General features: G+C 69.8%; 21 protein-coding genes. 10 read left to right on the top strand and 11 right to left on the bottom strand.

The annotated features are described in order from the left end of the window. Window positions 1-18 precede the first annotated feature (18 nt). Together OOK40_RS11335 and OOK40_RS11340 are read right to left on the bottom strand one after the other, a co-directional pair. Complete coding sequence (locus OOK40_RS11335; protein ID WP_266479497.1) at window positions 19-648, bottom strand: hypothetical protein; 630 nt, start codon at window positions 646-648, stop codon at window positions 19-21. A gap of 94 nt (window positions 649-742) precedes the next feature. Further along, on the bottom strand, window positions 743-1,936 hold the full coding sequence (locus OOK40_RS11340) for an RtcB family protein (RefSeq protein WP_266479499.1): 1,194 nt from the start codon (window positions 1,934-1,936) through the stop codon (window positions 743-745). Window positions 1,937-2,108: 172 nt separating this feature from the next. Here OOK40_RS11340 and OOK40_RS11345 point away from each other — a divergent pair, with 172 nt between their 5' ends. The 3 genes from OOK40_RS11345 (at window position 2,109) to OOK40_RS11355 (ending at window position 5,269) form a co-directional block, all read left to right on the top strand. Further along, entirely contained in the window at window positions 2,109-2,957 is an 849-nt protein-coding gene (locus tag OOK40_RS11345) for a DUF3558 domain-containing protein (RefSeq protein ID WP_266479501.1), read from the top strand. Window positions 2,958-3,100: 143 nt separating this feature from the next. Beyond that, window positions 3,101-3,829 (top strand): DUF3558 domain-containing protein, encoded by a 729-nt coding sequence (locus OOK40_RS11350; RefSeq protein ID WP_266479503.1) that lies wholly within the window; start codon window positions 3,101-3,103, stop codon window positions 3,827-3,829. 141 nt (window positions 3,830-3,970) lie between these two features. Next, complete coding sequence (locus OOK40_RS11355) at window positions 3,971-5,269, top strand: DUF2637 domain-containing protein (protein ID WP_266479505.1); 1,299 nt, start codon at window positions 3,971-3,973, stop codon at window positions 5,267-5,269. A gap of 355 nt (window positions 5,270-5,624) precedes the next feature. On the opposite strand, the gene lysS is transcribed toward OOK40_RS11355, so the two are convergent. Beyond that, entirely contained in the window at window positions 5,625-7,358 is a 1,734-nt protein-coding gene (lysS, locus tag OOK40_RS11360) for a lysine--tRNA ligase (RefSeq protein ID WP_266479507.1), read from the bottom strand. 198 nt (window positions 7,359-7,556) lie between these two features. Between lysS and argS the strand changes: the two genes are divergently transcribed. Further along, window positions 7,557-9,326 carry an arginine--tRNA ligase gene (gene argS, locus OOK40_RS11365; RefSeq protein WP_266479509.1) on the top strand — a complete coding sequence of 590 codons (1,770 nt, stop codon included), beginning with the start codon at window positions 7,557-7,559 and terminating at the stop codon, window positions 9,324-9,326. Window positions 9,327-9,365: 39 nt separating this feature from the next. Here argS and OOK40_RS11370 read toward each other — a convergent pair whose 3' ends face one another. Further along, window positions 9,366-10,616 (bottom strand): helix-turn-helix transcriptional regulator, encoded by a 1,251-nt coding sequence (locus OOK40_RS11370; protein WP_266479511.1) that lies wholly within the window; start codon window positions 10,614-10,616, stop codon window positions 9,366-9,368. A gap of 289 nt (window positions 10,617-10,905) precedes the next feature. On the opposite strand from OOK40_RS11370, the gene OOK40_RS11375 reads away from it, so the two are divergent. Beyond that, window positions 10,906-11,589: a DUF4232 domain-containing protein gene (locus tag OOK40_RS11375; RefSeq protein WP_266479513.1), complete on the top strand. Its 684-nt coding sequence runs from the start codon at window positions 10,906-10,908 to the stop codon at window positions 11,587-11,589. Between the two features lie 75 nt (window positions 11,590-11,664). Here OOK40_RS11375 and OOK40_RS11380 read toward each other — a convergent pair whose 3' ends face one another. Together OOK40_RS11380 and OOK40_RS11385 are read right to left on the bottom strand one after the other, a co-directional pair. Then, window positions 11,665-11,934: a DUF1876 domain-containing protein gene (locus tag OOK40_RS11380; protein ID WP_266479515.1), complete on the bottom strand. Its 270-nt coding sequence runs from the start codon at window positions 11,932-11,934 to the stop codon at window positions 11,665-11,667. Between the two features lie 94 nt (window positions 11,935-12,028). Then, window positions 12,029-12,436, bottom strand: a complete 408-nt coding sequence (locus OOK40_RS11385) for an ATP-binding protein (protein WP_266479517.1) — start codon at window positions 12,434-12,436, stop codon at window positions 12,029-12,031. A gap of 113 nt (window positions 12,437-12,549) precedes the next feature. On the opposite strand from OOK40_RS11385, the gene OOK40_RS11390 reads away from it, so the two are divergent. The 5 genes from OOK40_RS11390 to OOK40_RS11410 all read left to right on the top strand — a co-directional run bounded on the left by OOK40_RS11390 (window position 12,550) and on the right by OOK40_RS11410 (window position 18,408). After that, window positions 12,550-13,374 carry a helix-turn-helix transcriptional regulator gene (locus OOK40_RS11390; RefSeq protein ID WP_266479524.1) on the top strand — a complete coding sequence of 275 codons (825 nt, stop codon included), beginning with the start codon at window positions 12,550-12,552 and terminating at the stop codon, window positions 13,372-13,374. Continuing rightward, the gene (locus OOK40_RS11395) at window positions 13,371-13,607 is read left to right on the top strand and encodes a DUF397 domain-containing protein (protein ID WP_266479528.1); all 237 of its coding nucleotides are present in this window, start codon (window positions 13,371-13,373) and stop codon (window positions 13,605-13,607) included. The genes OOK40_RS11390 and OOK40_RS11395 overlap by 4 nt, the downstream gene beginning before the upstream one ends. Window positions 13,608-13,643: 36 nt before the next feature. Beyond that, window positions 13,644-14,402, top strand: coding sequence for a DUF4253 domain-containing protein (locus OOK40_RS11400; RefSeq protein WP_266479530.1), 759 nt, complete (start codon window positions 13,644-13,646; stop codon window positions 14,400-14,402). A gap of 133 nt (window positions 14,403-14,535) precedes the next feature. Beyond that, complete coding sequence (locus OOK40_RS11405; protein ID WP_266481597.1) at window positions 14,536-15,432, top strand: glycoside hydrolase family 19 protein; 897 nt, start codon at window positions 14,536-14,538, stop codon at window positions 15,430-15,432. Window positions 15,433-15,639: 207 nt separating this feature from the next. Next, complete coding sequence (locus OOK40_RS11410; protein ID WP_266479531.1) at window positions 15,640-18,408, top strand: hypothetical protein; 2,769 nt, start codon at window positions 15,640-15,642, stop codon at window positions 18,406-18,408. Between the two features lie 81 nt (window positions 18,409-18,489). Here OOK40_RS11410 and hemB read toward each other — a convergent pair whose 3' ends face one another. The 5 genes from hemB to OOK40_RS11435 all read right to left on the bottom strand — a co-directional run bounded on the left by hemB (window position 18,490) and on the right by OOK40_RS11435 (window position 24,894). After that, on the bottom strand, window positions 18,490-19,491 hold the full coding sequence (gene hemB / locus OOK40_RS11415; protein ID WP_266479533.1) for a porphobilinogen synthase: 1,002 nt from the start codon (window positions 19,489-19,491) through the stop codon (window positions 18,490-18,492). Between the two features lie 321 nt (window positions 19,492-19,812). After that, window positions 19,813-21,480, bottom strand: a complete 1,668-nt coding sequence (locus OOK40_RS11420; protein ID WP_266479535.1) for a uroporphyrinogen-III synthase — start codon at window positions 21,478-21,480, stop codon at window positions 19,813-19,815. After that, window positions 21,477-22,436: a hydroxymethylbilane synthase gene (gene hemC / locus OOK40_RS11425; protein WP_266479538.1), complete on the bottom strand. Its 960-nt coding sequence runs from the start codon at window positions 22,434-22,436 to the stop codon at window positions 21,477-21,479. Before hemC ends, OOK40_RS11420 begins: the two co-directional genes overlap by 4 nt. Next, window positions 22,433-24,169 (bottom strand): glutamyl-tRNA reductase, encoded by a 1,737-nt coding sequence (locus OOK40_RS11430; protein WP_266479540.1) that lies wholly within the window; start codon window positions 24,167-24,169, stop codon window positions 22,433-22,435. Before OOK40_RS11430 ends, hemC begins: the two co-directional genes overlap by 4 nt. After that, window positions 24,166-24,894, bottom strand: a complete 729-nt coding sequence (locus OOK40_RS11435; protein ID WP_266479542.1) for a redox-sensing transcriptional repressor Rex — start codon at window positions 24,892-24,894, stop codon at window positions 24,166-24,168. Before OOK40_RS11435 ends, OOK40_RS11430 begins: the two co-directional genes overlap by 4 nt. Window positions 24,895-25,039 lie beyond the last annotated feature (145 nt).

Genomic DNA, 25,039 nt, shown 5'->3' on the forward strand with positions numbered 1-25,039 from the left:
TGCCCCCGGCAGGTCGACTCAGTTGTCGAACCAGACGACGAGCCGAACATTGTCGTCGCCGTGCTGCGAGGCGAGGGTTTCCATGACCGTCCAGACCGGCTGCCACTCGCCGTCCTCGCGGACCGCGTCCCGCCGACGGAGCGTCTCGGACCTGTAGAGGGTGTCGCCGATCTGCCATTCCGTGCCGTCGGGCCAGGTCGGCCGGGGGCCGGACAGGTGCTTTCGTAGACCGACAGCCCGCGCGAACTCCGGGCACCAGCCCGACTTGCCGGCAAAGCGGAACCCGTCGGGGCTCTGCCGGTACTGGTGGATGCGGCTGTCCGGCAGTTCCGCCGACTCGTCCCAGTCGACCGCCTTCAGCTCGGTCCAGGTGATCCAGGTGGTGCCGAATGCCTGATCGGGCCATTGGGCGAGACCATCCAGTTCGGTACGAACCGTCTCCGACGCATCGACGGGTATGCCGCGCTCGCCAGCCAACGGTCGGAAGTTGGCGTAGTTGCGCATCCCGAACAGGCAGCCGAACGCGTCATAGTTCCGGGTGATGTTGAGGAAGAACAGGTCGATGACGGCGCGCCAAACTGCGTCTTCCTCTTCCTCATGGAGGTGCCATGCTCGGCACTCGATGAACCCATTGATATCGGTACCCACGCGAAAACTCCCTGCCGGACAGTCAGTTCAGCGAGGAGGGACCGCAGACGTCGCACAGTGTGCGGAGTCCGCGGCCCCTCGACGGTAAGCGCTCTCAGCCCTTCACGCAGATGACCTGCTTGAGCTTCGCGACCACCTCGACCAGGTCCCGCTGCTGCTCCATCACCTTCTCGATCGGCTTGTACGCACCCGGGATCTCATCCACGACGCCGGAGTCCTTACGGCACTCCACACCCCGCGTCTGCTCCTCCAGATCCTTCGTCGAGAACCGCCGCTTCGCCGCGTTCCGGCTCATCTTGCGACCCGCCCCGTGCGAGGCCGAGTTGAAGGACGCGGGGTTTCCCAGGCCCTTCACGATGTACGAGCCGGTGCCCATCGAGCCCGGGATGATCCCGAAGTCGCCGCTCCCCGCCCGGATCGCGCCCTTACGCGTGACCAGCAGGTCCATGCCCTCGTACCGCTCCTCCGCCACGTAGTTGTGGTGGCAGGAGATAACCGGCTCGAAGGTCACCTTCGCCTTCTTGAACTCCTTGCGGACCACGTCCTGGAAGAGCGACATCATCATCGCGCGGTTGTACTTCGCGTACTCCTGCGCCCAGAAGAGGTCGTTCCGGTACGCGGACATCTGCGGGGTGTCCGCGATGAACACCGCCAGGTCGCGGTCGATCAGGCCCTGGTTGTGCGGCAGCTTCTGAGCCTCGCCGATGTGGAAGTCCGCGAGCTCCTTGCCGATGTTCCGGGATCCGGAGTGCAGCATCAGCCAGACCGAGCCGGACTCGTCCAGGCAGAACTCGACGAAGTGGTTTCCGGAACCGAGCGTTCCCATCTGCTTCGTCGCACGCTCCTGACGGAACTTGACCGCGTCGGCCACCCCGTCGAACCGCGCCCAGAAGTTGTCCCACCCCGCCGCCGGGAAGCCGTGCAGCTGTCCCGGGTCGACCGGGTCGTCGTGCATCCCCCGGCCGACCGGGATCGCCTGCTCGATCTTGGAGCGCAGCCGGGAAAGATCTCCGGGCAGGTCGTTCGCGGTCAGCGACGTCTTCACCGCCGACATGCCGCAGCCGATGTCGACACCCACCGCCGCCGGGCAGACCGCTCCGTGCATCGCGATCACCGAGCCGACCGTCGCGCCCTTGCCGTAGTGGACGTCCGGCATCACCGCGAGGCCCTTGATCCAGGGCAGCGTGGCGACGTTCCGGAGCTGCTGCATCGCGCCGCTCTCGACCGTCGAAGGGTCCGCCCACATCCGGATGGGGACCTTCGCACCCGGCATCTCTACGTACGACATACTTCCTCAATTCCCCCGAAACACCATGAAAAGTCTAAAGCGCAAAAGCCGGAGCCTAAGCCCGCATATGACTCAACGGACCGGCATCCACGGCTGTGCGTGCGATAGACATTGTGTTCATCGGCCGCTCTCGCGCGGCAACCGTTTTTCCTCTCGAAGGGAGCCTGGGACCGTGCAACGAAAGGCGTACGTACCCGGCCTCGCGGCGCTCCTCGTGGCGCTCCTCGCCGGCTGCACCGCCGACAGCGGCACCGACGGCTCCGCCATCGACTCCAAGGCCGGGAAAGGCACGTCCTCCGTCGCGCAGCCCGGCAAGTACCGCACCCTGCGTGAGCCCTGCGGCTCCGTCCCGGGCTCCACGCTCAAGGACCTGCTGCCCGGCGCCGCCGAGCTGCCCGAGGAGCAGCGGCAGAAGATCTTCCGCGGCACGTCCGCCGTCACCTATGACACGGACCGCCGGGTCGGCTGCAGCTGGAAGGCCGACTCCCCGGACGCCTCCCACCACCTCAGCCTCGACTTCGAGCGTGTCGTCTCGTACGACGGGGCGGTGAGCGACGACGACCGGGCGCAGGAGGTCTTCGCCACGAAGCAGGACGCGGCCGACCTGCCGATCCCCGCGAACAGCGCCGCCACCGACGCCGACGACAATCGGGCCCAGGCATCCCCGCCCCCCACCCCCTCGACCTCGAAGCCCGCGACGGGCACCCCGGCCGGCACGCCCTCGGGAACCCCGAGCGGCACCCCCAGCGGCACCTCCACCGGCAGCGCCGACGGCCTGCAGCCCCGTGTCCTCGACGACCTCGGCGACGCCGCTTTCCTCGACGACGTCCTCACCGGAGCCGGGGCCGGATCCACCGCCCAGCGCCGCACCGTCAGCGTGGTCTTCCGCACATCCAACGTGATCGTGACCATCGTCTACGGCGAGCAGGCCGCCCGTACGACAGAGGTCCCGGACAGCAAGGAACTGCAGGACAGGGCCCGGAGTCTGGCCCGCAAGCTCGCCGAGGAGTTCAGCGGCTGACCCGCTGTGCGGACGGGTTGCGATGTGGCGTACGTATCGGGAGACAGTCCCACGGAAGGGCCGGGTCCGCGTACCGTGGCCTGGCCGACCGGACCGACCGTACGACTGTCGACCGACATCGACTGACATCGACTGAAGGAACCATGCACCGTTCAGCCCCGCGACTCGCCCGCATTCTCGCCTGTGCCGCCGTCCCGGTGATGCTCGTCGTCTCCGGCTGCTCCGCGCTCTCGGACTCCGACAGCAAGAAGGACTCGGGCTCGGACTCGTCCTCCTCCGCCACCTCGCAGGGCGGACAGAAGCCCGCGGCCGTCGACCCGGTGAAGTACGCCAAGCTCCCCGAGCCGTGCAAGTCGATCTCCGCGAAGACGATCGCGAAGCTGGTCCCGAAGACGAAGGCCAAGGCGGGCACGGCCGGAAAGTCCTCGGACACCACCAGCCGCGGCAGCTGCTCCTGGAACGGCCTGGACGACAACGGCATCAAGGGCTCCCAGTACCGCTGGCTCGACGTCTCCTTCCTCCGCTACGAGTCCGAGCAGTCGCTCGGCGTCAGCGGCAAGAAGCGTGCCGAAGACAACTACGCCAAGGAAGTCGCCAACGCGCAGGCGACCGAGGGCGCGAAGAAGGTCCGGACCTCGCCCGCGAGCGGCGTCGGCGAGTCGGCCACGGCCGTCGGCTACGAACTGACCAAAACCGGCGAGGACTTCACCTACGCCACGATCGTGACCCGCGTGGACAACGTCGTGATCACGCTCACCTACAACGGCACGGGCTACGCGGGCGCCAAGTCCCCGTCCTCCTCCGAACTGATGGAAGGCGCTGTGGCGGCTGCCAAGGAAGCCGTCACCTCGGTGGGCACCGCCAACAAGTAGTTTCCGGCCAGAGCCTGTTGACGGATCCCGCCACCCGGGCGTACCCGCGGTAGCACCCGACGAGGGTCGCCCGGACGGGCGGGCTCCGTAAGCATGTGCCAGGCTGTGCCCGCTGGAATCGAATACGGGAGGGGATCGCGCGTGGCCGCGATGCAGCTGACACGCACGCACCGCATACTCATCGGGCTCGTCGTCACGGGCGCGGTCATCATCGCCGCGATCGGATTCGCGGGTTCGTACGCCGCCGTGCGCGAGCTCGCCGAGAGCAAGGGCTTCGGCCGCTTCTCCCTCGTCTTCCCCATCGGAATCGACGCGGGCATCTGTGTTCTGCTCGCCCTCGACCTGCTGCTGACCTGGCTGCGCATCCCCTTCCCGCTGCTGCGCCAGACCGCCTGGCTGCTGACCGTCGCGACGATCGCCTTCAACGGCGCGGCCTCGTGGCCCGACCCGCTCGGCGTCGGCATGCACGCGGTCATTCCGGTGCTGTTCGTCGTCTCGGTCGAGGCGGCGCGGCACGCGGTGGGCCGGATCGCGGACATCACGGCCGACAAGCACATGGAAGGCGTGCGGCTCACCCGCTGGCTGCTGTCCCCGATCCCCACGTTCAGGCTGTGGCGCCGGATGAAGCTGTGGGAGCTGCGCAGTTACGAGCAGGTCATCAGGCTGGAGCAGGACCGGCTGATCTACCAGGCGCGCCTGCAGGCCCGCTTCGGGCGGAGCTGGAGACGCAAGGCGCCGGTCGAGTCACTCATGCCGCTGCGCCTGGCGAAGTACGGCGTGCCGCTCGCCGAGACGGCCCCGGCGGGGCTGGCCGCGGCGGGCGTTGAGCCGGCACTGATTCCGCCGGCGCCGCCGAAGTCGCAACAGCAGCAGCAGCCGCAGCCGGAGCTGCCGCGGGGCCAGGAGTGGGCGCAGGAGCCCGAGCCCGAGCAGTACGAGCCCGAACAGTACGAGCAGCCGTACGAGCAGGAGCAGCAGGAGCAGTACGAGCAGGGCCCCGCCAACCACGAAAGTCCGTGGTTCGCCGCGCCGCAGGTCCCGCAGGAGGCGTACCAGGAGGCGTACGAGAGCGCCTTCAACCCGACGTACGTGGAGGGCCTGGAGCCCACCCCCGTCCGCGTCCCCGCGGGCCCGGGCCGCACCCGCCCCCTCGGCGGCATGGTGCCCGGCCAGCGCGTGGAGGGCCCCGCACCGGAGCCCGTCCAGGAGGAGTTCCCGGAGCCGCCCGCCGACACGGAGGAGTTCAGGGAGCTGGCCTATCCGGTCTTCCAGGCGTACGTGAACCAGCACGGCGCGTTCCCGAGCGCGGAGCAGCTGGACATACACCTCACGGACGGCCACGGGGTGCGGCATCCGCGGAGCGCGGCGCTGCTGCGGCGGCTGATGCCGGAGTTCAAGAACCGGTTCCAGGCGGAGCTTGAGGCGGAGCACATCGCTTGAGCGGGGAGTTTCCCCCCACCCCGCCCTCCCCCAGACTCCGTCCGGGGGACCCCCAACCTCCCTGCGCCCGCTTCGCGGCGCGACCGGGGCTCCGCCCCCAAGCCCCCATACGCCCTTCTGGGGGTCCCCCCACGCCCGCAGGGCGTAGGGGGAGTGTCCTCAAACGCCGGACGGGCTGGATGTGCGGCCGAGCCGCACATCCAGCCTCGCCGGCGATTGAGGCGCCGTCCCGGGCGCGAAATTCAGCCCGTCCGGCGTTTGAGGACATGCGGCCGAAGGTCGCATACGGGGTTCGGGGCGGAGCCCCGATTCGGGAAGGGGCGGGGTGGGGAACAGGCCCGCCGCAGGCGGCCCCCTACGCCCCCAGCAGCTTCCGCACCCGCTCCGCCCCCACCGCCAGCAGCAGCGTCGGCAGCCTCGGCCCCGTCTCCCTGCTCACCAGCAGCCGGTACAGCAGCGCGAAGAACGTCCGCTGCGCCACCTTCAGCTCCGGCGTCGGCTTCGCGTCCGGCTCCAGGCCCGCCATCACCTTCGGTACGCCGTAGACCAGCGTCGTCAGGCCGTCCAGGGACCAGTGCGTGTCCAGGCTCTCCAGGAGCAGCCGCAGCGACTCGCGGCCCTGCTCGTCGAGCGACGACAGCAGCTCCGTATCGGGCTCGGAGCGCACGACCGTCCGCGCCTCCGCCGGGACCTGCGAGGTGATCCAGTTCTCGGCGCGGTCCAGCCGGGGCCGGGCCTCGTCGAGCGAGGACAGCGGGTTCGACGGGTCGAGGTCGCTCAGGATGCGGATCGTCTGCTCGTCGTGCCCTGCCGTGATGTCGACGACCGACGCCAGCGTGCGGTACGGCAGCGGCCGCGGCGTCCGCGGCAGCTCTCCCGCCGCCGTGCGCGCGGCGCGCGAGTACGCCGCGGCGTCCGCCGCCAGCGCGGTCCCGTCCGAGACCTTGCTCTCCAGCTTGTCCCACTCGTCGTAGAGCCGCTGGATCTCCTGGTCGAAGGCGATCTTGAAGGACTGGTTCGGCTTGCGGCGCGCGTACAGCCAGCGCAGCAGCTGCGGCTCCATGATCTTCAGCGCGTCCGCCGGCGTCGGCACGCCTCCGCGCGAGGACGACATCTTCGCCATCCCGGAGATCCCCACGAACGCATACATGGGGCCGATCGGCTGCACTCCGTCGAAGATGTCACGCACGATCTGCCCGCCGACGACGAACGACGACCCCGGCGAGGAGTGGTCGACACCGCTCGGCTCGAAGATCACGCCTTCGTAGGCCCAGCGCATGGGCCAGTCGACCTTCCAGACCAGCTTGCCGCGGTTGAACTCGCTCAGCCGCACCGTCTCGCCGAAGCCGCACGCCGTGCAGACGTAGGTCAGCTCGGTGGTCTCGTCGTTGTACGAGGTGACGGTCGTGAGGTCCTTGTGGCACTGCCCGCAGTAGGGCTTGTACGGGAAGTAGCCCGCCGCCCCGCCGCTGCCGTCGTCCTCCTCGGCCGCGCCGGATCCCTCCGCCGCCTCCAGCTCCGCCTCGTCGAGGGGCTTCTGCGACTTCTTCGCGGGCGCCTTCTTCGTGCGGTACTGGTCGAGGATCGCGTTGATCTTCGCCCGGTTCTTCATCGCGTGCAGGATCTGCTCGCGGTACACACCTGACGTGTACTGCTCGGTCTGGCTGATGCCGTCGTACTCGACGCCCAGCTCGGCCAGGGACGCGGTCATCGCGGCCTTGAAGTGCTCGGCCCAGTTCGCGTGCGGAGAGCCTTCCGGCGCGGGCACCGAGGTCAGCGGCTTGCCGATGTGCTCGCCCCACGAGTCGTCCACACCGGGCACCCCGGCCGGAACCTTGCGGTATCGGTCGTAGTCGTCCCAGGAGATCAGGTGCCGGACCTCGTACCCACGCCGCCGGATCTCGTCGGCGACCAGGTGCGGGGTCATCACCTCACGCAGATTGCCCAGGTGGATCGGGCCCGAGGGCGAGAGGCCGGACGCGACGACGACCGGTTTGCCAGGCGCACGTCGCTCCGACTCGGCGATGACCTCGTCCGCGAAACGGGAGACCCAGTCGGTCTCGGTGCTGCTCTGAGCCACGATCGGCACGTCCTTGAATGCTTGGGGTTCTCTTGGGTTCTCGACAGGCGTCGTACGCCATTGTCCCAGACGGAACGGCTCCCCCTGAGGTTGCTCATCGCCGTGCTGATTCCGGGGAGAAATCCGAGGAGAAACAGGTTGCTGCCCCATGGGACACTTGACAACCGAAATAGCCCTCCCGACGAGACTCGACAAGAACGGAAGCTCATGGCCTCGGTCCCTTCCCTCGCTTCGACCGTGCAGCAGCGCCTCGCGGACGCCCTCTCGGCAGCCCTGCCGGAGGCCGGTTCCGCCGACCCCCTGCTGCGACGTAGCGACCGGGCCGACTTCCAGGCCAACGGCATCCTGGCGCTCGCCAAGAAGCTGAAGGGCAACCCGCGCGAGCTGGCGGCCAAGGTCGTCGGGGGTCTGTCCACCGGTGATCTGATCGAGGAGATCGAGGTCTCGGGCCCCGGCTTCCTCAACATCACGCTCACCGACGAGGCGATCGTGAAGACCCTCGCCGCGCGCGCCACCGACGACCGGCTCGGCGTCCCGTACGCGCAGAACCCGGGCACCACGGTCATCGACTACGCCCAGCCGAACGTGGCCAAGGAGATGCACGTCGGCCACCTGCGCTCCGCGGTGATCGGCGACGCGATGGTCCAGATCCTGAAGTTCGCGGGCGAGAAGGTGATCAGGCGCCACCACATCGGCGACTGGGGCACCCAGTACGGGATGCTCATCCAGTACCTGATCGAGCACCCGCACGAGCTGGACCACGAGGGCACCGAGGAGGTCTCCGGCGAGGAGGCCATGTCCTCCCTGAACCGCATCTACAAGGCTTCGCGCGCGCTCTTCGATTCCGACGAGGCGTTCAAGGACCGCGCCCGTAACCGGGTGGTGGACCTGCAGGCCGGGGACCCCGAGACGCGAGCCCACTGGCAGCGGTTCGTCGACGAGTCGAAGATCTACTTCTACTCGGTCTTCAACAAGCTGGACATGGAGATCCACGACGCCGACATCGTCGGCGAGTCCGGCTACAACGACATGCTCGACGAGACCTGCCGCCTCCTGGAGGAGTCGGGCGTGGCGGTCCGCTCGGAGGGTGCGCTGTGCGTCTTCTTCGACGATGTGAAGGGACCGGACGGCAACCCGACTCCGCTCATCGTCCGGAAGAGCAACGGCGGTTACGGCTACGCGGCCACCGACCTCTCCGCCATCCGCGACCGGGTGCAGCACCTCAAGGCGAACACGCTCATCTACGTCGTGGACGCCCGGCAGTCCCTGCACTTCAAGATGGTCTTCGAGACCGCGCGCCGGGCGGGCTGGCTGAACGACGAGGTCAAGGCCGTCCAGCTGGCGTTCGGCACGGTGCTCGGCAAGGACGGCAAGCCGTTCAAGACCCGTGAGGGCGAGACGGTACGGCTGGTGGACCTGCTGGACGAGGCGATCGAGCGGGCGACGGCGGTAGTCCGTGAGAAGGACGTCCAGAAGCAGCTCACCGAGGAGGAGATCGCGGAGCGCGGTACGCAGGTGGGCATCGGCGCGATCAAGTACGCCGACCTGTCGACGTCGGCGGCGCGGGACTACAAGTTCGACCTGGACCAGATGGTGTCGCTGAACGGCGACACGTCCGTGTACCTGCAGTACGCGTACGCCCGTATCCAGTCGATCCTCCGGAAGGCGGGCGAGGTCAAGCCGGCCGCGCACCCGGAGCTCGAACTGGCCGCGGCGGAGCGCGCGTTGGGTCTGCACCTGGACGAGTTCGGCGAGACGCTGGCGGAGGTCGCGGGCTCGTACGAGCCGCACAAGCTGGCCGCGTACCTCTACCGGCTGGCGTCGCTGTTCACGACGTTCTACGACCAGTGCCCGGTCATCAAGCCCGCGCCCGCGCGCGAGGTCGCCGAGAACCGCCTGTTGTTCTGCGACATGACGGCCCGCACGCTGCACCAGGGCATGGCGCTCCTCGGCATCCGCACCCCCGAGCGTCTCTGACTCCGGGGTCTCTGAGGGTCGGCCGACCCTCAGAGACCCTCAGGACGCGGGCTGCTCGACCCAGGCGCTCCTGTCCGGCCACCACCCGTACTGCTTCCGCCCCTCGATCGCGCTCGTACGGAACGGCTTCCCGCCGTCGTCGACGCGCACCGTGCCCCGCCGGTCCCCGCTGCTCCAGTCGAGCTCCAGGTACCAGCTGACGTCGTGTCCCTCGGTGTGGAGGTCGAGGTTCAGCACCTGCGGATCGTTGGACGCGACCTTGTACGGGAAGTCCTTGGCGGGCACGACGGTGTCCCCGTCCCGCCCCGCCACGGGCTTCACCAGCGGATGCGGCGCGTCCAGGTCGACGTCGAAGGTCTGTGGGGTGACACCGCCGCCGCAGCCGTCTCCCATCGAGTACGCGTCCCAGTCGAGGGGTGCGCTTCGCCCGACGACCCGTACGTGTACGGCGTTCAGCACCACGGAGTCCGCGGTCTTGCCCGTCGCTGTCAGCTGAAGCCGCATGCTGCCGCCGTCGACACCCCCCAGCGCACGGGCCCAGCCGCGGACGTCCTGCGGCGCAGGCTGTGGCGGGACAGCATCCGGAGCCTCGTCCAGCACATAGAACTGACCGCAGGGCTCGTCCCAGTTGTACGAGCTGACGCCCACCCGCAGCGGTACGCCACCCGTCGCCGGAGGCGTGGCCCGGCGGCTCGGAGCAGACGAAGCGGACGGGCTGCCGCTCGGCGACATGCTCACGGAAGGGCTCCCGCTCGGCGAGGCGCTGGAGGGTGTGGTGCGTGGTGCGGTGGTACCTGGCGGGGCACTGGCTCCGGAGACGGCGCCCGACCTCTTCCCGCCCTCGTCCCCGTTGGCCGCGTGAACGGCGAAGAAAGCGGCGGGCACGGCGAGGGCGACAACGGCCCCCGCACCAAGGGCGATTCGCATCCGGTTGCGGCCGCGGCCGCGCGGCGCGACGGCGGCTTCGGGCACGACCTCGGGCTCCGTGGCAGCGACCGGAACCTCGGTCTCCACAGCCTGTGGAACATCTGCCCGTGCCCGCTTCCGCGCGCCGTCCGCCAGAATCCAGCGCCGGTGCAGGTCCACCAGTTCGTCCGGCGTCGCCGCGCACAGCCGCGCGAGCCGCTCCACGGGGGCGTAGTCGGTCGGGACGGCGTCGCCGTTGCAGTACCGGTGCAGCGTGGACGTACTGACATGGAGCTTGCCCGCCAGCACGCCATAGCTGCGTCCGGAGCGGTCCTTGAGTTGCCTGAGCAGGGCCGCGAACTCCTCGGCCTCTGGCGTCGCCACTGCTGTGTTCCCCCTCGTGAGCCCTGCCGACTGTCCCGGATCGCCGTTCCAGGGACATGAAATCCGCCCAGGTCACAGTACGCGCCGCCGTTCCAGCATCCCCAATGGTTCAGGGCCTGTTGCGGCCGGAATCCGCCGAGGCCCAGCCTGTGATCAATGCGAAGCCACATCCGCGACAGCCTCATTGATGTCGTGGCGGCACTCGTACTGATCGCGGCGACCACGATCGTCACGGCCCTCATCTGCCGCTACTGACCCAACAGACCGACCACGGGGAGAACCGAACACCATGCGCAACACCGCCGTAGCCGCCACCGCTCTGCTGGCCGCCCTCTCACTGACCGCGTGCCAGTCCGCCGACGACGACGCAAAGAAGCCCAGCGCGTCGGCCCCGACCACGAGCGCCCCCGCGGCCGACACGACCGGGCCCACGACCGACGCCAAGACCCCGGCCGCGGACACGGCAAAGCAGCCCACGACGGGCACCAAGCCCACCTCCGCGGGCAAGGGAAAGACCGGCGGTGGCACCGGCACTGACACCGGCCCCGTCACCACCGCCTGCACCGACGCGAACACCAAGGTCACCGTCACCAAGGTGAGCCGCCCCATCAACCATCTGCTGCTCACCGTCACCAACACCGGCTCCAAGGCGTGCAACGCCTACCACGCCCCGTTGCTTCGCATCGACGAGGGCCAGGCCGTCACCCGGATCATGGACGAGAGCAAGCCGCAGGCGGTCGTCACGCTCTCCCCCGGGCAGTCCGGGTACGCGTCGATCCTCCTGTCCGCCGCCGACGGCAGCGGCGAGAACGGGCGTACGGCAAAGACACTCGGAGTCCTCTTCGCCCCGCGCAACGGTTCCGGCTCCATCGGCAGCCCCCACGTGCTCACCCTCCCCGCGAACACGTACACCGACGACTCCGTGGCCGTCAGTTACTGGCAGACCAGCATGTCCGACGCGCTCATGTACTGACCCGCACCACGTACTGACGCACCCCACGCGACAGCCCCCACCGGTTCCCCGGCGGGGGCTGTCACCGCATCCCGGTCACCTCAGGGGGTGCGACATCCTGCCCGAGGCTTCGTCGATCTCCACATGAGCCTTCTGCAGCAGTTGCGAGGCGATGTCCATGAGCGCCCGCGCGCCCGAGATCTCCTCGCCGACCCGGAGCTGCTCCGGGTCGGAGTGGTGGCGCTGGGCGTTACCGTGGCCGCGGATTTCCGTGCCGTCGCCCAGTCTCACCATGGCGGCCGCCCTGGTCCGGTCGCCTTCCTCCTGGAATTCCATCTCAACGTGCCATCCGACGAGTGTCTGCATGGCGGATCACCTCCAGCGGTACCTCCAGAGTGCGCCGCCGGGCCCGTGATCACCACATCACTGACCGAAATGGTGCGCACCCGACTTATTACGCTCAAGCGCTCACGGTGAACTCGCACCACACGATCTTCCCCGGATCGCGCTCGCCGACCCCCCACTTGTCGGCGAGCGCGGCCACGAGCAACAGACCCCGGCCCGACTCCTCGTCCGGCTCCCCTACCGCCGGCAGCCCGCCGCCACTGTCGTGCACCTCGACGCGCAATGCCCCGTCCCCGTCCCCGTAGAGCCACAGCTTCAGCCGGTAGCCCCGCCCGGGCGGCACGCCGTGCACGAGGGCGTTGGTGGCCAGCTCGCTCACACAGAGCAGTACGTCGTCCATACGCGCGCCGAGCCCCCAGTCGGTCACGGCCGTGCGTACGAACTCCCTGGCCGCGGGAACGGATCGCCGCTCACGTCGGTAGAACTGCTCGCGCAGACAGGGCTGTTGAATCAGGTCGTCCATGAGACGAGCGTCACTGACTGTGACTACGGTGGTGCAGTACGCGAGCCCGTACGAGAATTTCGTACGGGCCCGAAGTGCGTGACGTACGGACATGGGTGGGGAGTTGGACGTGTATGCACCCCAGAAAGCGGCAGCGGAAGAACGCGTCGGAGATGCGGTTGGTCGGCGCCCAGTTGGCGAAGTTTCGGGAAGCCGCGGGGCTCACCCAGCGCGAACTGGCCAGCGCGATCAATTTGAACCAGGAGACCGTCGCCTCGATTGAGCAGGGCCGCCGCCCGCTCAAGCCGGACCTCGCTGTTCGGCTGGACAGTTTGCTGGAGACGAAGAAGGCACTGGAGACAGCGGTCGCCAACATGCCCGAGATTGATCTGATCCCGGCGTGGGCGGAGGAGTACATGGACTTGGAGCGCGAGGCAATCGCCCTGTCCTCGTATCAGAACCAGGTCATCCCGGGTCAGCTGCAGACCGAGAGCTACGCCCGGGCCGTCTTCCGTAGCCGTATCCCCATCCTCGACGAGGATGAGATCACCAAGCGCGTCGCAACCCGAATTGAGCGCCAGGAGATCTTGCAGCGCAAGAACCCGATGAGCATCAGCTTCGTCATCTGGCAGCCGGTACTCATGCTTCGCCTTGGAGACGGGGAGATCCACTCGGAGCAGGTTCGCCACCTCCGCGTTTGCGCCGGACTCCCCGGTGTCTCCGTCCAGGTCATGCCGCTCGATCGAGGGTCGCACCCTGCGCTCGACGGCCCGTTCGTCATGCTGGAGACCCCGGATCATCAGTCCCTCGCGTACGCCGAAACTCAGCGCGGAAGTCAGCTCATTGCGGACCTCGACGAGGTGAGCATCCTTAGCCAGAGGTATGCGATGCTGCGGACTCAGGCCCTCAACCAAGAGGACACCGTGGGCCTGTTGGACCGCTTGCTAGGAGAGCAATGAGCACCGCACTGCACTGGTTCAAGTCCAGCTACAGCGGCAGCGACGGCGGCGACTGCCTCGAAGTCGCGTACGCCTGGCGCAAGTCCACGTACAGCAGCGATGAAGGCGGGGCCTGCGTCGAGGTCGCCGCCCACCCCGCCGCCGTCCACATCCGGGACTCCAAGAACCCCGACGGCCCCATGCTCACCCTCACCCCCGCCACCTGGGCCGCTTTCACCACCACCCTGCTCTGAGCCAAATTGTCAGTGGCGACGCATAAAGTCGCCTGCATGGTGATCAACCCGAACGCACTGGGCCTGGACCTGCCGCCCGGTGCCATGCGTGTCCAGCCGTCCCTCTGGTACGCGAACGAGCCCGCACAGCCGAACACTTGGGCGCGCCTGCTCCCCGCCCGGGAGGCGTCCGGCATGCACCCGGTGCTGCTCGTGAACGACGAGGACCGCTCCCTCACCTGGGACCGGGACCTCGATCTCGACCACATGTCGCATCCGGACGACCACGACCCGGAAGAAGTCCTCGCGTCCCTGTGGGACTACGACATGGAGGAGAACGAGGACGAGGAGGACGCCGACACCATCGCCCCGTTCACAGCCGAGTGGCCGGGCCTCGCCCCGGCGGGCGAGCCGGTGGCCGACGCGGACGCCACGGCCGCCCGTGTCGCCGCCGAACTGCTGGATGCCGGCCGGCTGCCCGGGGCGAGGGCCGGGCTGATTCCCGTACGTCGCGGCGCGGACATCCTCACCGCGCTGGGCTGGACCGGCGCCTGCAATCACGCGGACAGCGGCCTGCTCTCCACCGTCCTGCGTTCATGGGAGGACCGCTTCGGACTGCGCGTCGTCGCATTGCACTTCGACCGCTTGGACGTCTCCGTCGCGGCCCCGCCCCGCACGATGCCGGAGGCTCTGGCAGTCGCGGCCGAGCACCACGCGTTCTGCCCGGACACCGTACGGCAGGGGTACGACACGATCCGCGAGTACGCGGCGGAGGGCGTGCTGGGGAAGCAGCACTGGACGTTCTGGTGGGACTGACCCAGGAGCAGTTTTCGGCTGCCCTCGATTCGCATTGGTCTATACCTTGACTTGATCACGTCAAGCACGCTTGAGTGAGGTGCACAACCCCCCACCACGGCACGGCCGTTGCGTGCTAAGGAGTGATCGCGTGCTGAGACGACACCGCATCATGGCGTTGCTGATCGCCATCCTCGTAGGAAGCGGACTGGCGGCGGTCTTCATGCCCGCCGCGACCGCCGCCACCACGGACGCCTGCACCTCCGCGCCGAACTGGTCGGCCGGTACCTGGTACGGCACTGGCAACGTTGTCAGATACACGGACGGCAAGTACTACATCGCCGAGCACGACAACCCGGGCTACGACCCGACGATCAGCACCTGGTACTGGGACCCGTACAGCTGCAGCGGCGGCGGAGACCCGTCCCCGTCGGGCTTCGTCGTGAGCGAGGCGCAGTTCAACCAGATGTTCCCGAACCGGAATTCGTTCTACACGTACAGCGGGCTGAAGGCCGCGCTGAGCGCGTACCCGGGCTTCGCGACCACGGGCAGCGACACGGTCAAGAAGCAGGAGGCCGCGGCCTTCCTGGCGAATGTGAACCACGAGACGGGCGGTCTGGTCCACATCGTGGAGCAGAACCAGGCCAACTACCCGCACTACTGCGACTGGAGCCAGCCCTACGGCTGCCCCGCGGGCCAGGCGGCGTACTACGGCCGCGGGCCGATCCAGCTCAGCTGGAACTTCAACTACAAGGCGGCGGGCGACGCGCTCGGCATCGATCTGCTGGGCAACCCCTGGCTTGTGCAGAACGACGCGGCCGTGGCCTGGAAGACCGGCCTCTGGTACTGGAACACCCAGAACGGCCCGGGCACGATGACCCCGCACAACGCGATGGTCAACCAGGCGGGCTTCGGCCAGACCATCCGCTCGATCAACGGCTCGCTGGAATGCGACGGCAGGAACCCGGCGCAGGTCCAGAGCCGGGTGAACAGCTACACGCAGTTCACGCAGATCCTCGGTGTGCCCACCGGATCCAACCTGTACTGCTGACCCACCCCCCACAACAGGCCGTGGGCCGGGGAGAACATTCCCCCGGCCCGCGGTCAGCCATGTGAGCCCCCATGGCGCACGGTCACCGTGGACACTCCCTGTTCACACGACCCCAGGCAACCCACAGGATCTTCTCCCCGTCCTCCGGGATCGAGAGGCACCCGGGCCCAACCGGGCGCTCCAGTCGGGGGGTTGAGGAGAGAGACGTTGATACGTGCCCGGAGAGCATGGGCCACCGCGATAGCGGTGCTCACGGTGGCGGGAGTGTCGCCGGCCGTGGCTCACGCCCAGCCGCAGCCACCTGATGTCACACCCGTCACGGCGGCGAACGACGAGGATGGCCTGCCGCCCGGCTGGCGGATCACGAACACCGACGGGGAGCAGACGCTGGAGTGGCGCTCCCCGCGCCCGGTGCCGGCGGGCGACGCGCGCGTGGAGTTCCACGCCGACGGCAAGCTGGTCGGCGTGCCAGACACGGAGGAAGACGGCCGGACCTTCCGGCTGCCCCTCGACGACGCACGCACAGCGGATCTGGCGGACCTTCAGGTGCTGGCGGCCGGCCGACGGCTGGACCAGAAGGCCGACGGCGCCCGTGACGGGCGCTCCCCGTCCGCCGCGAAACCGCCTGCCGAGCTTCCGGCCGGCGCCGTCGACCCGGGCAAGCCCGGCACGTACCGCACGGTCACCGGCGAGTACGCGCTCGCCCCGGTCCGTCTGCCCGGCTTCCCGGCGCCTGTCGAGATGCGCGGCGTCGTCGTCGCGCCGAAGGGAGCCACGGGCAAGCGTCCGGTCGCACTGTTCCTGCACGGCCGGCATGCCACGTGCTACGTCCCGGGCAGCGGGGAGCCGAACATCGACTGGCCGTGCGCGAAGGGCGCCAAGCCGATCCCGAGCCACCGGGGCTATCTGCGCGACCAGGAACTGCTGGCCTCCCAGGGCTATGTGACCGTGTCGATCTCCGCCAACGGCATCAACGGCCAGGACGGGAACGCCGAGGACGGCGGCGCGCAGGCGCGCTCCTCCCTGGTGCGCAGCCACCTGGCCCGCTGGGCCGACTGGGCCGCAAAGCCCGCCGCGGCACCCGCGGGCGTACGCAAGGCGCCGAAGGCCGACCTGTCCCGCGTCCTGCTCGTCGGGCACTCGCGCGGCGGCGAGGGCGTCAACCGTGCCGCCATGGACAGCCTGTACCCGCCCCCGCCCGCCCAGGACGGTTACCGGGAAAAGGTGCGCTGGAACATCCGCGGGACCGTGCTCATCGGGCCGACGATCTTCGGCCACAACCCCGTGCCGGACGTGCCGTCGCTGACGATCCTGCCGGGCTGCGACGGCGACGTCTCCGACCTCCAGGGCCAGGTGTACGCCGACGGCACCCGCGGGGTCAGCCGGGGCAAGGCACTGCACAGCGCGGTCTACATGGTCGGCGCCAACCACAACTACTTCAACAGCGAGTGGACGCCGGGCCAGGCGCAGGCACCCGCCGACGACGACTTCGGCCACGACCCCGAGCGGCCGGACCCGGTGTGCTCGCCGGGCACCGCGACCCGGCTGACCGCCGACCAGCAGCACCGGGCAGGCGCCACCTACATCGCCGCCGCGGCCAGGCTGTTCGTCGCCGGTGACGACCGGGTGCGCGAGCTGCTCGACGGCTCGGGCCGCCGGGCTCCCTCCGCCGACCCCGCGCGGGTGCTGACTCACGCGGTCGGCGCGAACCGCGGCGCCGGGTTCCTCCCGGACGGCTCCGTGAAGGTGACCGGCGGACGGCTGTGCTCCGCGATCGATCCCGACCCGCGCGTCGCCTGCCTGAACACGGAGGCGGGCGGCTCCTCGCCGCACTTCGCGCACTGGCAGCCGGAGCGCGAGAAGGGCCGTTCCGCGGTGACGCTGCGCTGGAGCGCGCCGGGTTCGGCGGTGACGGTGCGCCCCGCAAAGCCGCTCTCCGTCAAGGACGCCAAGAGCCTCGCGCTGCGCGTCTTCGTGCCGCCGAACTCCACCGGCACACAGCTTGACGTGTCCGTCACCGACGCCTCCGGCAAGCGGGCGAACCTCGGCCGCGTACGGGTGGACGGCCTGCCCGGCAGCGACCGCACCTCCTCCTACTGGGCGCGCGAGGTGCGCGTACCGCTCACCGCCGCCACCCGCTCCGGCCTCGACCTGCGCCGCATCGCCTCCCTGGAGCTGACCCCGCGCACCCGCTCCGGGCAGGCGTGGCTGATGGACGCCTGGGCGTGGAGCCCCGGCACCCCCGCGGTGTCGCAGGCCCCGCTGACCCGTATCGACATCGGCCGCATCAAGGTCAAGGAGGGCGACTCGGGCGTCCGCACGTACCGGGTGCCCGTCCGCGCGTCCGGGAAGGGCAGCGGCACGGTCCGGCTGTACGTCCTCGACCCGGTCACCGGCAAGGCGAAGGACCGGCTGGTGACGGTGCGGCCCGGCGGGGGCATCGACGTTTCGGTGCAGGTTAAGGGCAACAAGCGGTACGCCTGGGACGTGTCCCACGACCTGCTCGTGAAGGCGGTGCGCGGGACCGTCATCGGCTCGCACTCCGGAGGGGTCATCGCCGAGAACGACGACCCGATGCCCAAGATCACCGTCAAGCCGGTCGCCGACAAGGTGACCGAGGGGCAGCCCCTGAAGTGGCAGGTCGCCCTGTCCGCGCCCGCCGACGTGGAGATCACGAGCACGCTGACGTTCGTCCCCGTCCCGAGCCGCCGCGAGCTGTCCACGGCGGACGTCGAGCGGCAGTGGCTGCTCGACCTGATCGGCGAGGTCCCGGACGGTGAAGTGCCGCTGTCCCAGCTGAAGTACGCCTCCCTGTGGGCGTCCGTACCGACCGGGAAGACGAGCGCGGAGCTGCGCGTGCCCACGTTCCGCGACCAGGTGGCCGAACCGACGGAGTACGTGGGCATCCAGTCCCTCGACGACGAGGACAAGCCGCACGGCCCGGTCCTGACCGGCACGGTGCTCGACGCGTCGTAGGCACAACCGCGTTGGTCACGCGGGCGTGGGCCGGCACCCCGGTTCACGCGCGCGTGGCCTGGGGTGCCGGGGCGTCCTTCGTCAGCGAACTGCGCCGAGGCCCTGCGCGACCTCGGTCGCCCAGTAGGTGAGGATCATGCTCGCACCGGCCCGCTTGATGCCGAGCAGCGTCTCCGCGATCGCCTTGTCCCGGTCGATCCAGCCCTTCTCGGCCGCAGCCTCGACCATCGCGTACTCACCGCTGATCTGGTACGCGGCGACCGGCACGTCGACGGACTCGGCGACCTTCGCCAGCACGTCGAGGTAGGGACCCGCGGGCTTGACCATGACCATGTCGGCGCCCTCTTCGAGGTCCAGCGCCAACTCCCGCAGGGACTCCCGGAGGTTGGCGGGGTCCTGCTGGTACGTCTTGCGATCGCCCTTGAGGGAGGAGCCGACGGCCTCGCGGAAGGGTCCGTAGAAGGCCGACGAGTACTTCGCCGTGTACGCGAGGATCGCGACATCCTCGTGGCCGGTCTGGTCCAGCGCGTCGCGAGTGACGCCGACCTGCCCGTCCATCATGCCGCTGGGGCCCACGACATGAACGCCCGCGTCGGCCTGCACCTGGGCCATCTCGGCGTACCGCTCAAGGGTGGCGTCGTTGTCGACGCGGCCGTCGGCGTCCAGGACGCCGCAGTGGCCGTGGTCGGTGTACTCGTCCAGACACAGGTCCGACATGATGACGAGCTCGTCGCCGACCTCGGCCTTCACGTCCCTGATCGCGACCTGCAGAATCCCGTCCGGGTCCGTCCCCGCGGTCCCCGCACCGTCCTTCTTCGCGTCCTCCGGCACCCCGAACAGCATGATCCCGGCGACGCCTGCCTCCAGGGCCTCGACGGCGGCCTTCCGCAGGGTGTCGCGGGTGTGCTGCACGACGCCGGGCATGGCGCTGATCGGCACGGGCTCGTGGATGCCCTCGCGGACGAAGGCGGGAAGGATCAGATCGGCGGGGTGAAGACGAGTCTCGGCGACCATGCGGCGCATGGCGGGGGTGGTGCGCAGCCGCCGTGGCCGCGCGCCGGGAAAGGATCCGTACGCAGTCATATGGGAACGGTACGCCTGTCGGTGGGGGTCACGTACCGACAGCCCGTCGGCGGGGGCAGTGCCGCTGCGCGGGGCTTGTTCCCCACCCCCGCCCCTTCCCGAACTGGGGGCAAGCCCCCAGACCCCGACGGGGCTTCGCCCCGGACCCCGTACGCGACCTTCGGCCGCATGTCCTCAAACGCCGGACGGGCTGAATAATTCAGCCCCGCCGGCGTTTGAGGCGCGGGGGTCCGGGGGCAGCGCCCCCGGTTACGGGAAGGGGCGGGGTGGGGGAACAAACCCCCCGCCCCGCCCCGCGAAACCCGCACCGCGCCGCCGACGCTACGTCGTCCTCCGACGCCGCCCCCCGGGCCGCCGCTCACTCGGCCGCGTCACATGCTCCCCCGCCTCCAGCGCCGCCATCCTCCGCCGCGCCCCGAACTCCGCGAGCGCCTCCGCGAGCTTGTGCACCGACGGCTCGGGGGACAGCACGTCCACCCGCAGCCCGTGCTCCTCCGCGGTCTTCGCGGTCGCAGGACCGATGCACGCGATCACGGTCACGTTGTGCGGCTTCCCGGCGATGCCGACCAGGTTCCGCACCGTCGACGACGACGTGAAGAGCACGGCGTCGAAGCCGCCGCCCTTGATCGCCTCGCGCGTGTCCGCCGGCGGCGGCGACGCCCGTACCGTCCGGTAGGCCGTGACGTCGTCGACCTCCCAGCCGAGTTCGATCAGGCCCGCGACCAGCGTCTCGGTCGCGATGTCGGCCCGCGGCAGGAAGACCCGGTCGATCGGGTCGAAGACGGGGTCGTACGGCGGCCAGTCCTCCAGCAGACCGGCCGCGGACTGCTCACCGCTCGGTACAAGGTCCGGCTTCACGCCGAAGTCCACCAGTGAGGCAGCGGTCTGCTCCCCCACCGCCGCGACCTTGATCCCCGCGAAGGCCCGCGCGTCGAGCCCGTATTCCTCGAACTTCTCCCGTACCGCCTTCACGGCGTTCACCGAGGTGAAGGCGATCCACTCGTAGCGGCCCGTCACCAGGCCCTTGACCGCGCGTTCCATCTGCTGCGGTGTCCGCGGCGGCTCGACGGCGATCGTCGGTACCTCGTGCGGCACTGCGCCGTACGAACGAAGCTGGTCGGAGAGCGAGGCCGCCTGCTCCTTGGTCCGCGGCACGAGCACCTTCCAGCCGAACAGCGGCTTGGACTCGAACCACGCGAGCTGGTCGCGCTGAGCAGCGGCACTGCGCTCACCGACCACGGCTATGACGGACTGGTGGCCGTCGGGCGAGGGCAGCACCTTCGCCTGCTTCAGGGTCTGGGCGATCGTGCCGAGCGTCGCGGTCCAGGTGCGCTGCCGCGTCGTGGTCCCGGCGACCGTGACCGTCAGTGGGGTGTCGGGCTTGCGGCCCGCGGCCACCAGCTCGCCCGCCGCCGCGGCGACCGTCTCCAGCGTCGTGGAGACGACGACCGTGCCGTCGCTCGCGCCGACCTCGGTCCAGCAACGCTCGCTCGCGGTGCGGGCGTCGACGAAGCGGACGTCCGTGCCCTGAGCGTCGCGCAGCGGCACACCGGCGTACGCGGGCACACCCACCGCGGTGGCGACACCGGGCACGACCTCGAAGGGAATCCCCTCCGCGGCGCAGGCGAGCATCTCCTGACCTGCGTCGGTGTCCAGGCCGGGATCGCCGGTCACCGCACGGACGACCCGCTTGCCGTGGCGCGCGGCCTCCATGACAAGATTGGCCGCATCCCTGAGGACGGGGATTCCGGCGGCTGTTGACGCGTCGTCAACAACCGTTAGTTCAGGCGTGCTTACATTCGCCCGCGCATGGCTGCGTACGACGTCGAGCACATCCGGTTCGGCGATCAGTACGTCCGCTCGCGCGAGCGCTTCGACGGCGCGCAGTGTCAGCAGTCCGGGGTCGCCGGGACCGGCGCCGAGGAAAGTGACGTGCCCGTGTGCCGAGAGCGTCGAGGATGCGTTGTTGGTGGGGCTGGTGGGGCTCAAAGTGCTCGCTCCCCCATAAGACCGGCCGCACCCTTGGCGAGCATCTCGGACGCGAGTTCGCGACCGAGCGCGATGGCGTCGCCGTGCGACGTGGGTACGGGACCGGTGGTGGACAGCTGCACCAGCGTGGAACCGTCGGTCGTGCCGACGACGCCGCGCAGGCGCATTTCGGTGACAACCTGTCCGTCGGCCAGCAGGTCGGCCAGCGCACCCACAGGTGCGGAGCAGCCGGCCTCCAGGGCGGCGAGCAGGGAACGCTCGGCGGTCACGGCGGCCCGGGTGTGCGGGTCGTCGAGCTCGGCGAGCGCGGCGGCGAGGTCCGCGTTGACCGCGGCACACTCGATCGCCAGTGCCCCCTGGCCGGGGGCGGGCAGGACGAAGTCGACCGACAGGAAGTCGGTGACCTCGTCGATCCTGCCGAGGCGGCTGAGCCCGGCCGCGGCAAGCACCACGGCGTCCAGCTCTCCGCTGTGTACGTATCCGATCCGGGTGTCGACGTTGCCGCGGATCGGCACGGTCTCGATGCTCAGGCCGTGCGCGCGTGCGTACGCGTTGAGCTGCGCCATGCGGCGCGGCGAACCCGTTCCGATCCGGGAGCCGTTCGGCAGCCGGTCGAAGGTCAGCCCGTCGCGGGCCACCAGCGCGTCCCGCGGGTCCTCGCGCGGCGGCACGGCCGCCAGCGTCAGGTCCTCGGGCTGCGCGGTGGGCAGGTCCTTCAGGGAGTGGACGGCGAAGTCGACGTCACCCCGCAGCAGGGCGTCCCGCAGGGCGGTGACGAAGACCCCCGTACCGCCGATCTGCGCGAGACTCTCACGGGAGGTGTCTCCGTACGTGGTGATCTCGACGAGCTCGACGGCACGGCCGGTCAACTGGCGCACCGCCTGAGCCACTTGCCCGGACTGAGCCATGGCCAGCTTGCTGCGCCTGGTCCCGAGCCTCAAGGCCCTCTCGGTCATACTCGCCCTCGATTCGGGTCATTCATGTCGGCCCGGCTGACGGATGCGACCGTCTCCGGGTCGAGGTCGAAGAGTGTCCGCAGCGCGTCCGCGTACCCGGCGCCGCCGGGCTCGCTGGCCAGCTGCTTGACCCGCACGGTGGGCGCGTGCAGGAGCTTGTCGACGACGCGGCGCACGGTCTGGTTGATCTCGGCGCGCTGCTTCTCGTCGAGACCGGTCAACCGGCCCTCCAGGCGCGCCATCTCACCGGCGACCACATCGGCGGCCATCGTGCGCAGGGCGATGACGGTCGGGGTGATGTGCGCGGCGCGCTGGGCCGCGCCGAAGGCGGCGACCTCGTCGGAGACGATGCGCCGCACCTGGTCCACGTCGGCGGCCATGGGGGCGTCGGCGGAGGCCTCGGCGAGCGACTCGATGTCGACGAGCCGCACACCGGCGAGGCGGTGGACGGCGCCGTCGATGTCCCGCGGCATGGCGAGATCGAGCAGCGCGATCCGTACGTCGCCATTGGCCCGCGTCGTCCGGGTGCCGGATGCGGTGCGGATGGTCCGTCCCGCGTTGTCGACCCAGGCCGCGTGCTGCGCAGCTTCGTCGGCGTGCCGGTCGTTCAGCCCCACCGGGCAAGCATCGGCGAGCTCGCTGTCGGCACGCCCTTCGGGCGTGTCCTCAATCGCCGGACGGGCTGAATATTCCAGCCCCGCCGGGTCCGGGGCGGAGCCCCGGCCGGAGAGCGTCGCGTCCGTACCGGTGTTACTCACACCCGTGTCGCCGAACGACGTGCCCGCAACTGACTTGTCGGCCACGCGGCCGTCCCGTGCCGCCGCCGCGGCAAGGCGCGCCACCAGGCTGCCGTCCGGCGCGCGCAGGCTGTCGCCCGCACCCGCGTCCGGAGCGGAGGGCGCCACCGCGAGGGCCGCCGCGATCGACTCGGCCGTCAGGACAAGACCCGTCGCGCCGGTGCAGGACACCACGGCGTCGGCACGTGTCAGCTCATCGGCGAGGCCGTCCATCGTGACCGCGCGCGCCGTCACCCCGCCGGGCTCGCCCAGCGCCGCGGCCAGTCGCTCCGCACGATCCAGCGTCCGGTTGGCGATGACCAGTTCACGTACGCGCAGGCGCGCGAGCGTCGTCGCGGCGAGCGAGGACATCGAGCCGGCGCCGATCACCAGCACCCGCTTGTCCGCGGCCCACTCCTCGACGTCCGCGCCGTCCGCGAGCTGCTCCAGTCCGAAGGTGACGAGCGACTGCCCGGCCCGGTCGATCCCGGTCTCGCTGTGCGCGCGCTTGCCGACGCGCAGCGACTGCTGGAAGAGGTCGTTGATCAGGCGGCCCGCGGTGTGCAGCTCCTGCCCGAGCGCGAGGGCGTCCTTGATCTGCCCGAGGATCTGGCCCTCGCCGACGACCATGGAGTCCAGGCCGCAGGCCACCGAGAAGAGGTGGTGGACGGCCCGGTCCTCGTAGTGCACGTAGAGATAAGGAGTGAGCTCCTCGAGCCCGACGCCGCTGTGCTGCGCGAGCAGCGTGGACAGCTCGGCGACGCCCGCGTGGAACTTGTCCACGTCCGCGTACAGCTCGATGCGGTTGCAGGTGGCCAGCACCGCCGCCTCGGTGGCGGGCTCCGCGGCCAGCGTGTCCTGGAGCAGCTTGATCTGCGCGTCCGCGGACAGCGAGGCCCGCTCCAGCACGCTCACCGGCGCACTGCGGTGGCTCAGTCCGACGACCAGAAGACTCATGCCGGCATCACGGCGGGCATGTCCCCGTCCGGTCCCTTCCGGCCTGCCGCGGCCTCGGCCTCCTCGCCGGCCTTCCGCTGCTCGTGGAAGGCGAGGATCTGCAGCTCGATCGAGAGGTCGACCTTGCGCACATCGACGCCGTCGGGCACGGAGAGGACGGTGGGGGCGAAGTTGAGGATGGAGGTGACACCGGCGGCGATCAGGCGCTCGCACACCTGCTGCGCGGCACCGGCGGGCGTCGAGATGACGCCGATGGACACCCCGTTGTCGCTGATGATCTTCTCGAGTTCGTCGGTGTGCTGGACCGGAATCCCGGCGACGGGCTTTCCGGCCATGGTGGCGTCGGCGTCGATGAGCGCGGCGACCCGGAAGCCACGGGAGGCGAACCCGCCGTAGTTGGCGAGCGCGGCGCCGAGGTTACCGATGCCGACGATGACAACCGGCCAGTCCTGTGTGAGGCCGAGCTCACGGGAGATCTGGTAGACGAGGTACTCCACGTCGTAGCCGACGCCCCGCGTCCCGTAGGAGCCGAGGTAGGAGAAGTCCTTGCGCAGCTTCGCGGAGTTGACCCCGGCGGCGGCCGCGAGCTCTTCGGAGGAGACCGTGGGTACGGACCGCTCGGACAGCGCGGTCAGTGCGCGAAGGTACAGCGGAAGACGGGCGACGGTGGCCTCGGGGATTCCTCGGCTACGGGTCGCCGGTCGGTGATTTCGGCCAGTTGCCACGGTGCTCCTGCGGGATGAGCGAGGCTGCAGGCGGCCAGACGTCCAAGGACCGCCCCGTCGAATGCAGGCTATGTCTTTGTGAACGCGTGCACAAAGATGGTGTCCGTTTTGTCCGCGCAAAGTGACCGGGGTCACGCAATCCGGC

Source organism: Streptomyces sp. NBC_01481, assembly GCF_026339995.1.
In the GTDB taxonomy this organism is placed as follows: Bacteria; Actinomycetota; Actinomycetes; order Streptomycetales; family Streptomycetaceae; genus Streptomyces.

What these genes read in the sequence shown, in the direction of transcription:
- OOK40_RS11340 (WP_266479499.1), bottom strand. Translation starts at nt 1,936, where the DNA reads ATGTCGTACGTAGAGATGCCGGGTGCGAAGGTCCCCATCCGGATGTGG.
- OOK40_RS11350 (WP_266479503.1), top strand. Translation starts at nt 3,101, where the DNA reads ATGCACCGTTCAGCCCCGCGACTCGCCCGCATTCTCGCCTGTGCCGCC.
- argS (WP_266479509.1), top strand. Translation starts at nt 7,557, where the DNA reads ATGGCCTCGGTCCCTTCCCTCGCTTCGACCGTGCAGCAGCGCCTCGCG.
- OOK40_RS11375 (WP_266479513.1), top strand. Translation starts at nt 10,906, where the DNA reads ATGCGCAACACCGCCGTAGCCGCCACCGCTCTGCTGGCCGCCCTCTCA.
- OOK40_RS11380 (WP_266479515.1), bottom strand. Translation starts at nt 11,934, where the DNA reads ATGCAGACACTCGTCGGATGGCACGTTGAGATGGAATTCCAGGAGGAA.
- OOK40_RS11385 (WP_266479517.1), bottom strand. Translation starts at nt 12,436, where the DNA reads ATGGACGACCTGATTCAACAGCCCTGTCTGCGCGAGCAGTTCTACCGA.
- OOK40_RS11390 (WP_266479524.1), top strand. Translation starts at nt 12,550, where the DNA reads ATGCACCCCAGAAAGCGGCAGCGGAAGAACGCGTCGGAGATGCGGTTG.
- OOK40_RS11395 (WP_266479528.1), top strand. Translation starts at nt 13,371, where the DNA reads ATGAGCACCGCACTGCACTGGTTCAAGTCCAGCTACAGCGGCAGCGAC.
- OOK40_RS11400 (WP_266479530.1), top strand. Translation starts at nt 13,644, where the DNA reads ATGGTGATCAACCCGAACGCACTGGGCCTGGACCTGCCGCCCGGTGCC.
- hemB (WP_266479533.1), bottom strand. Translation starts at nt 19,491, where the DNA reads ATGACTGCGTACGGATCCTTTCCCGGCGCGCGGCCACGGCGGCTGCGC.
- hemC (WP_266479538.1), bottom strand. Translation starts at nt 22,436, where the DNA reads ATGACCGAGAGGGCCTTGAGGCTCGGGACCAGGCGCAGCAAGCTGGCC.
- OOK40_RS11430 (WP_266479540.1), bottom strand. Translation starts at nt 24,169, where the DNA reads ATGAGTCTTCTGGTCGTCGGACTGAGCCACCGCAGTGCGCCGGTGAGC.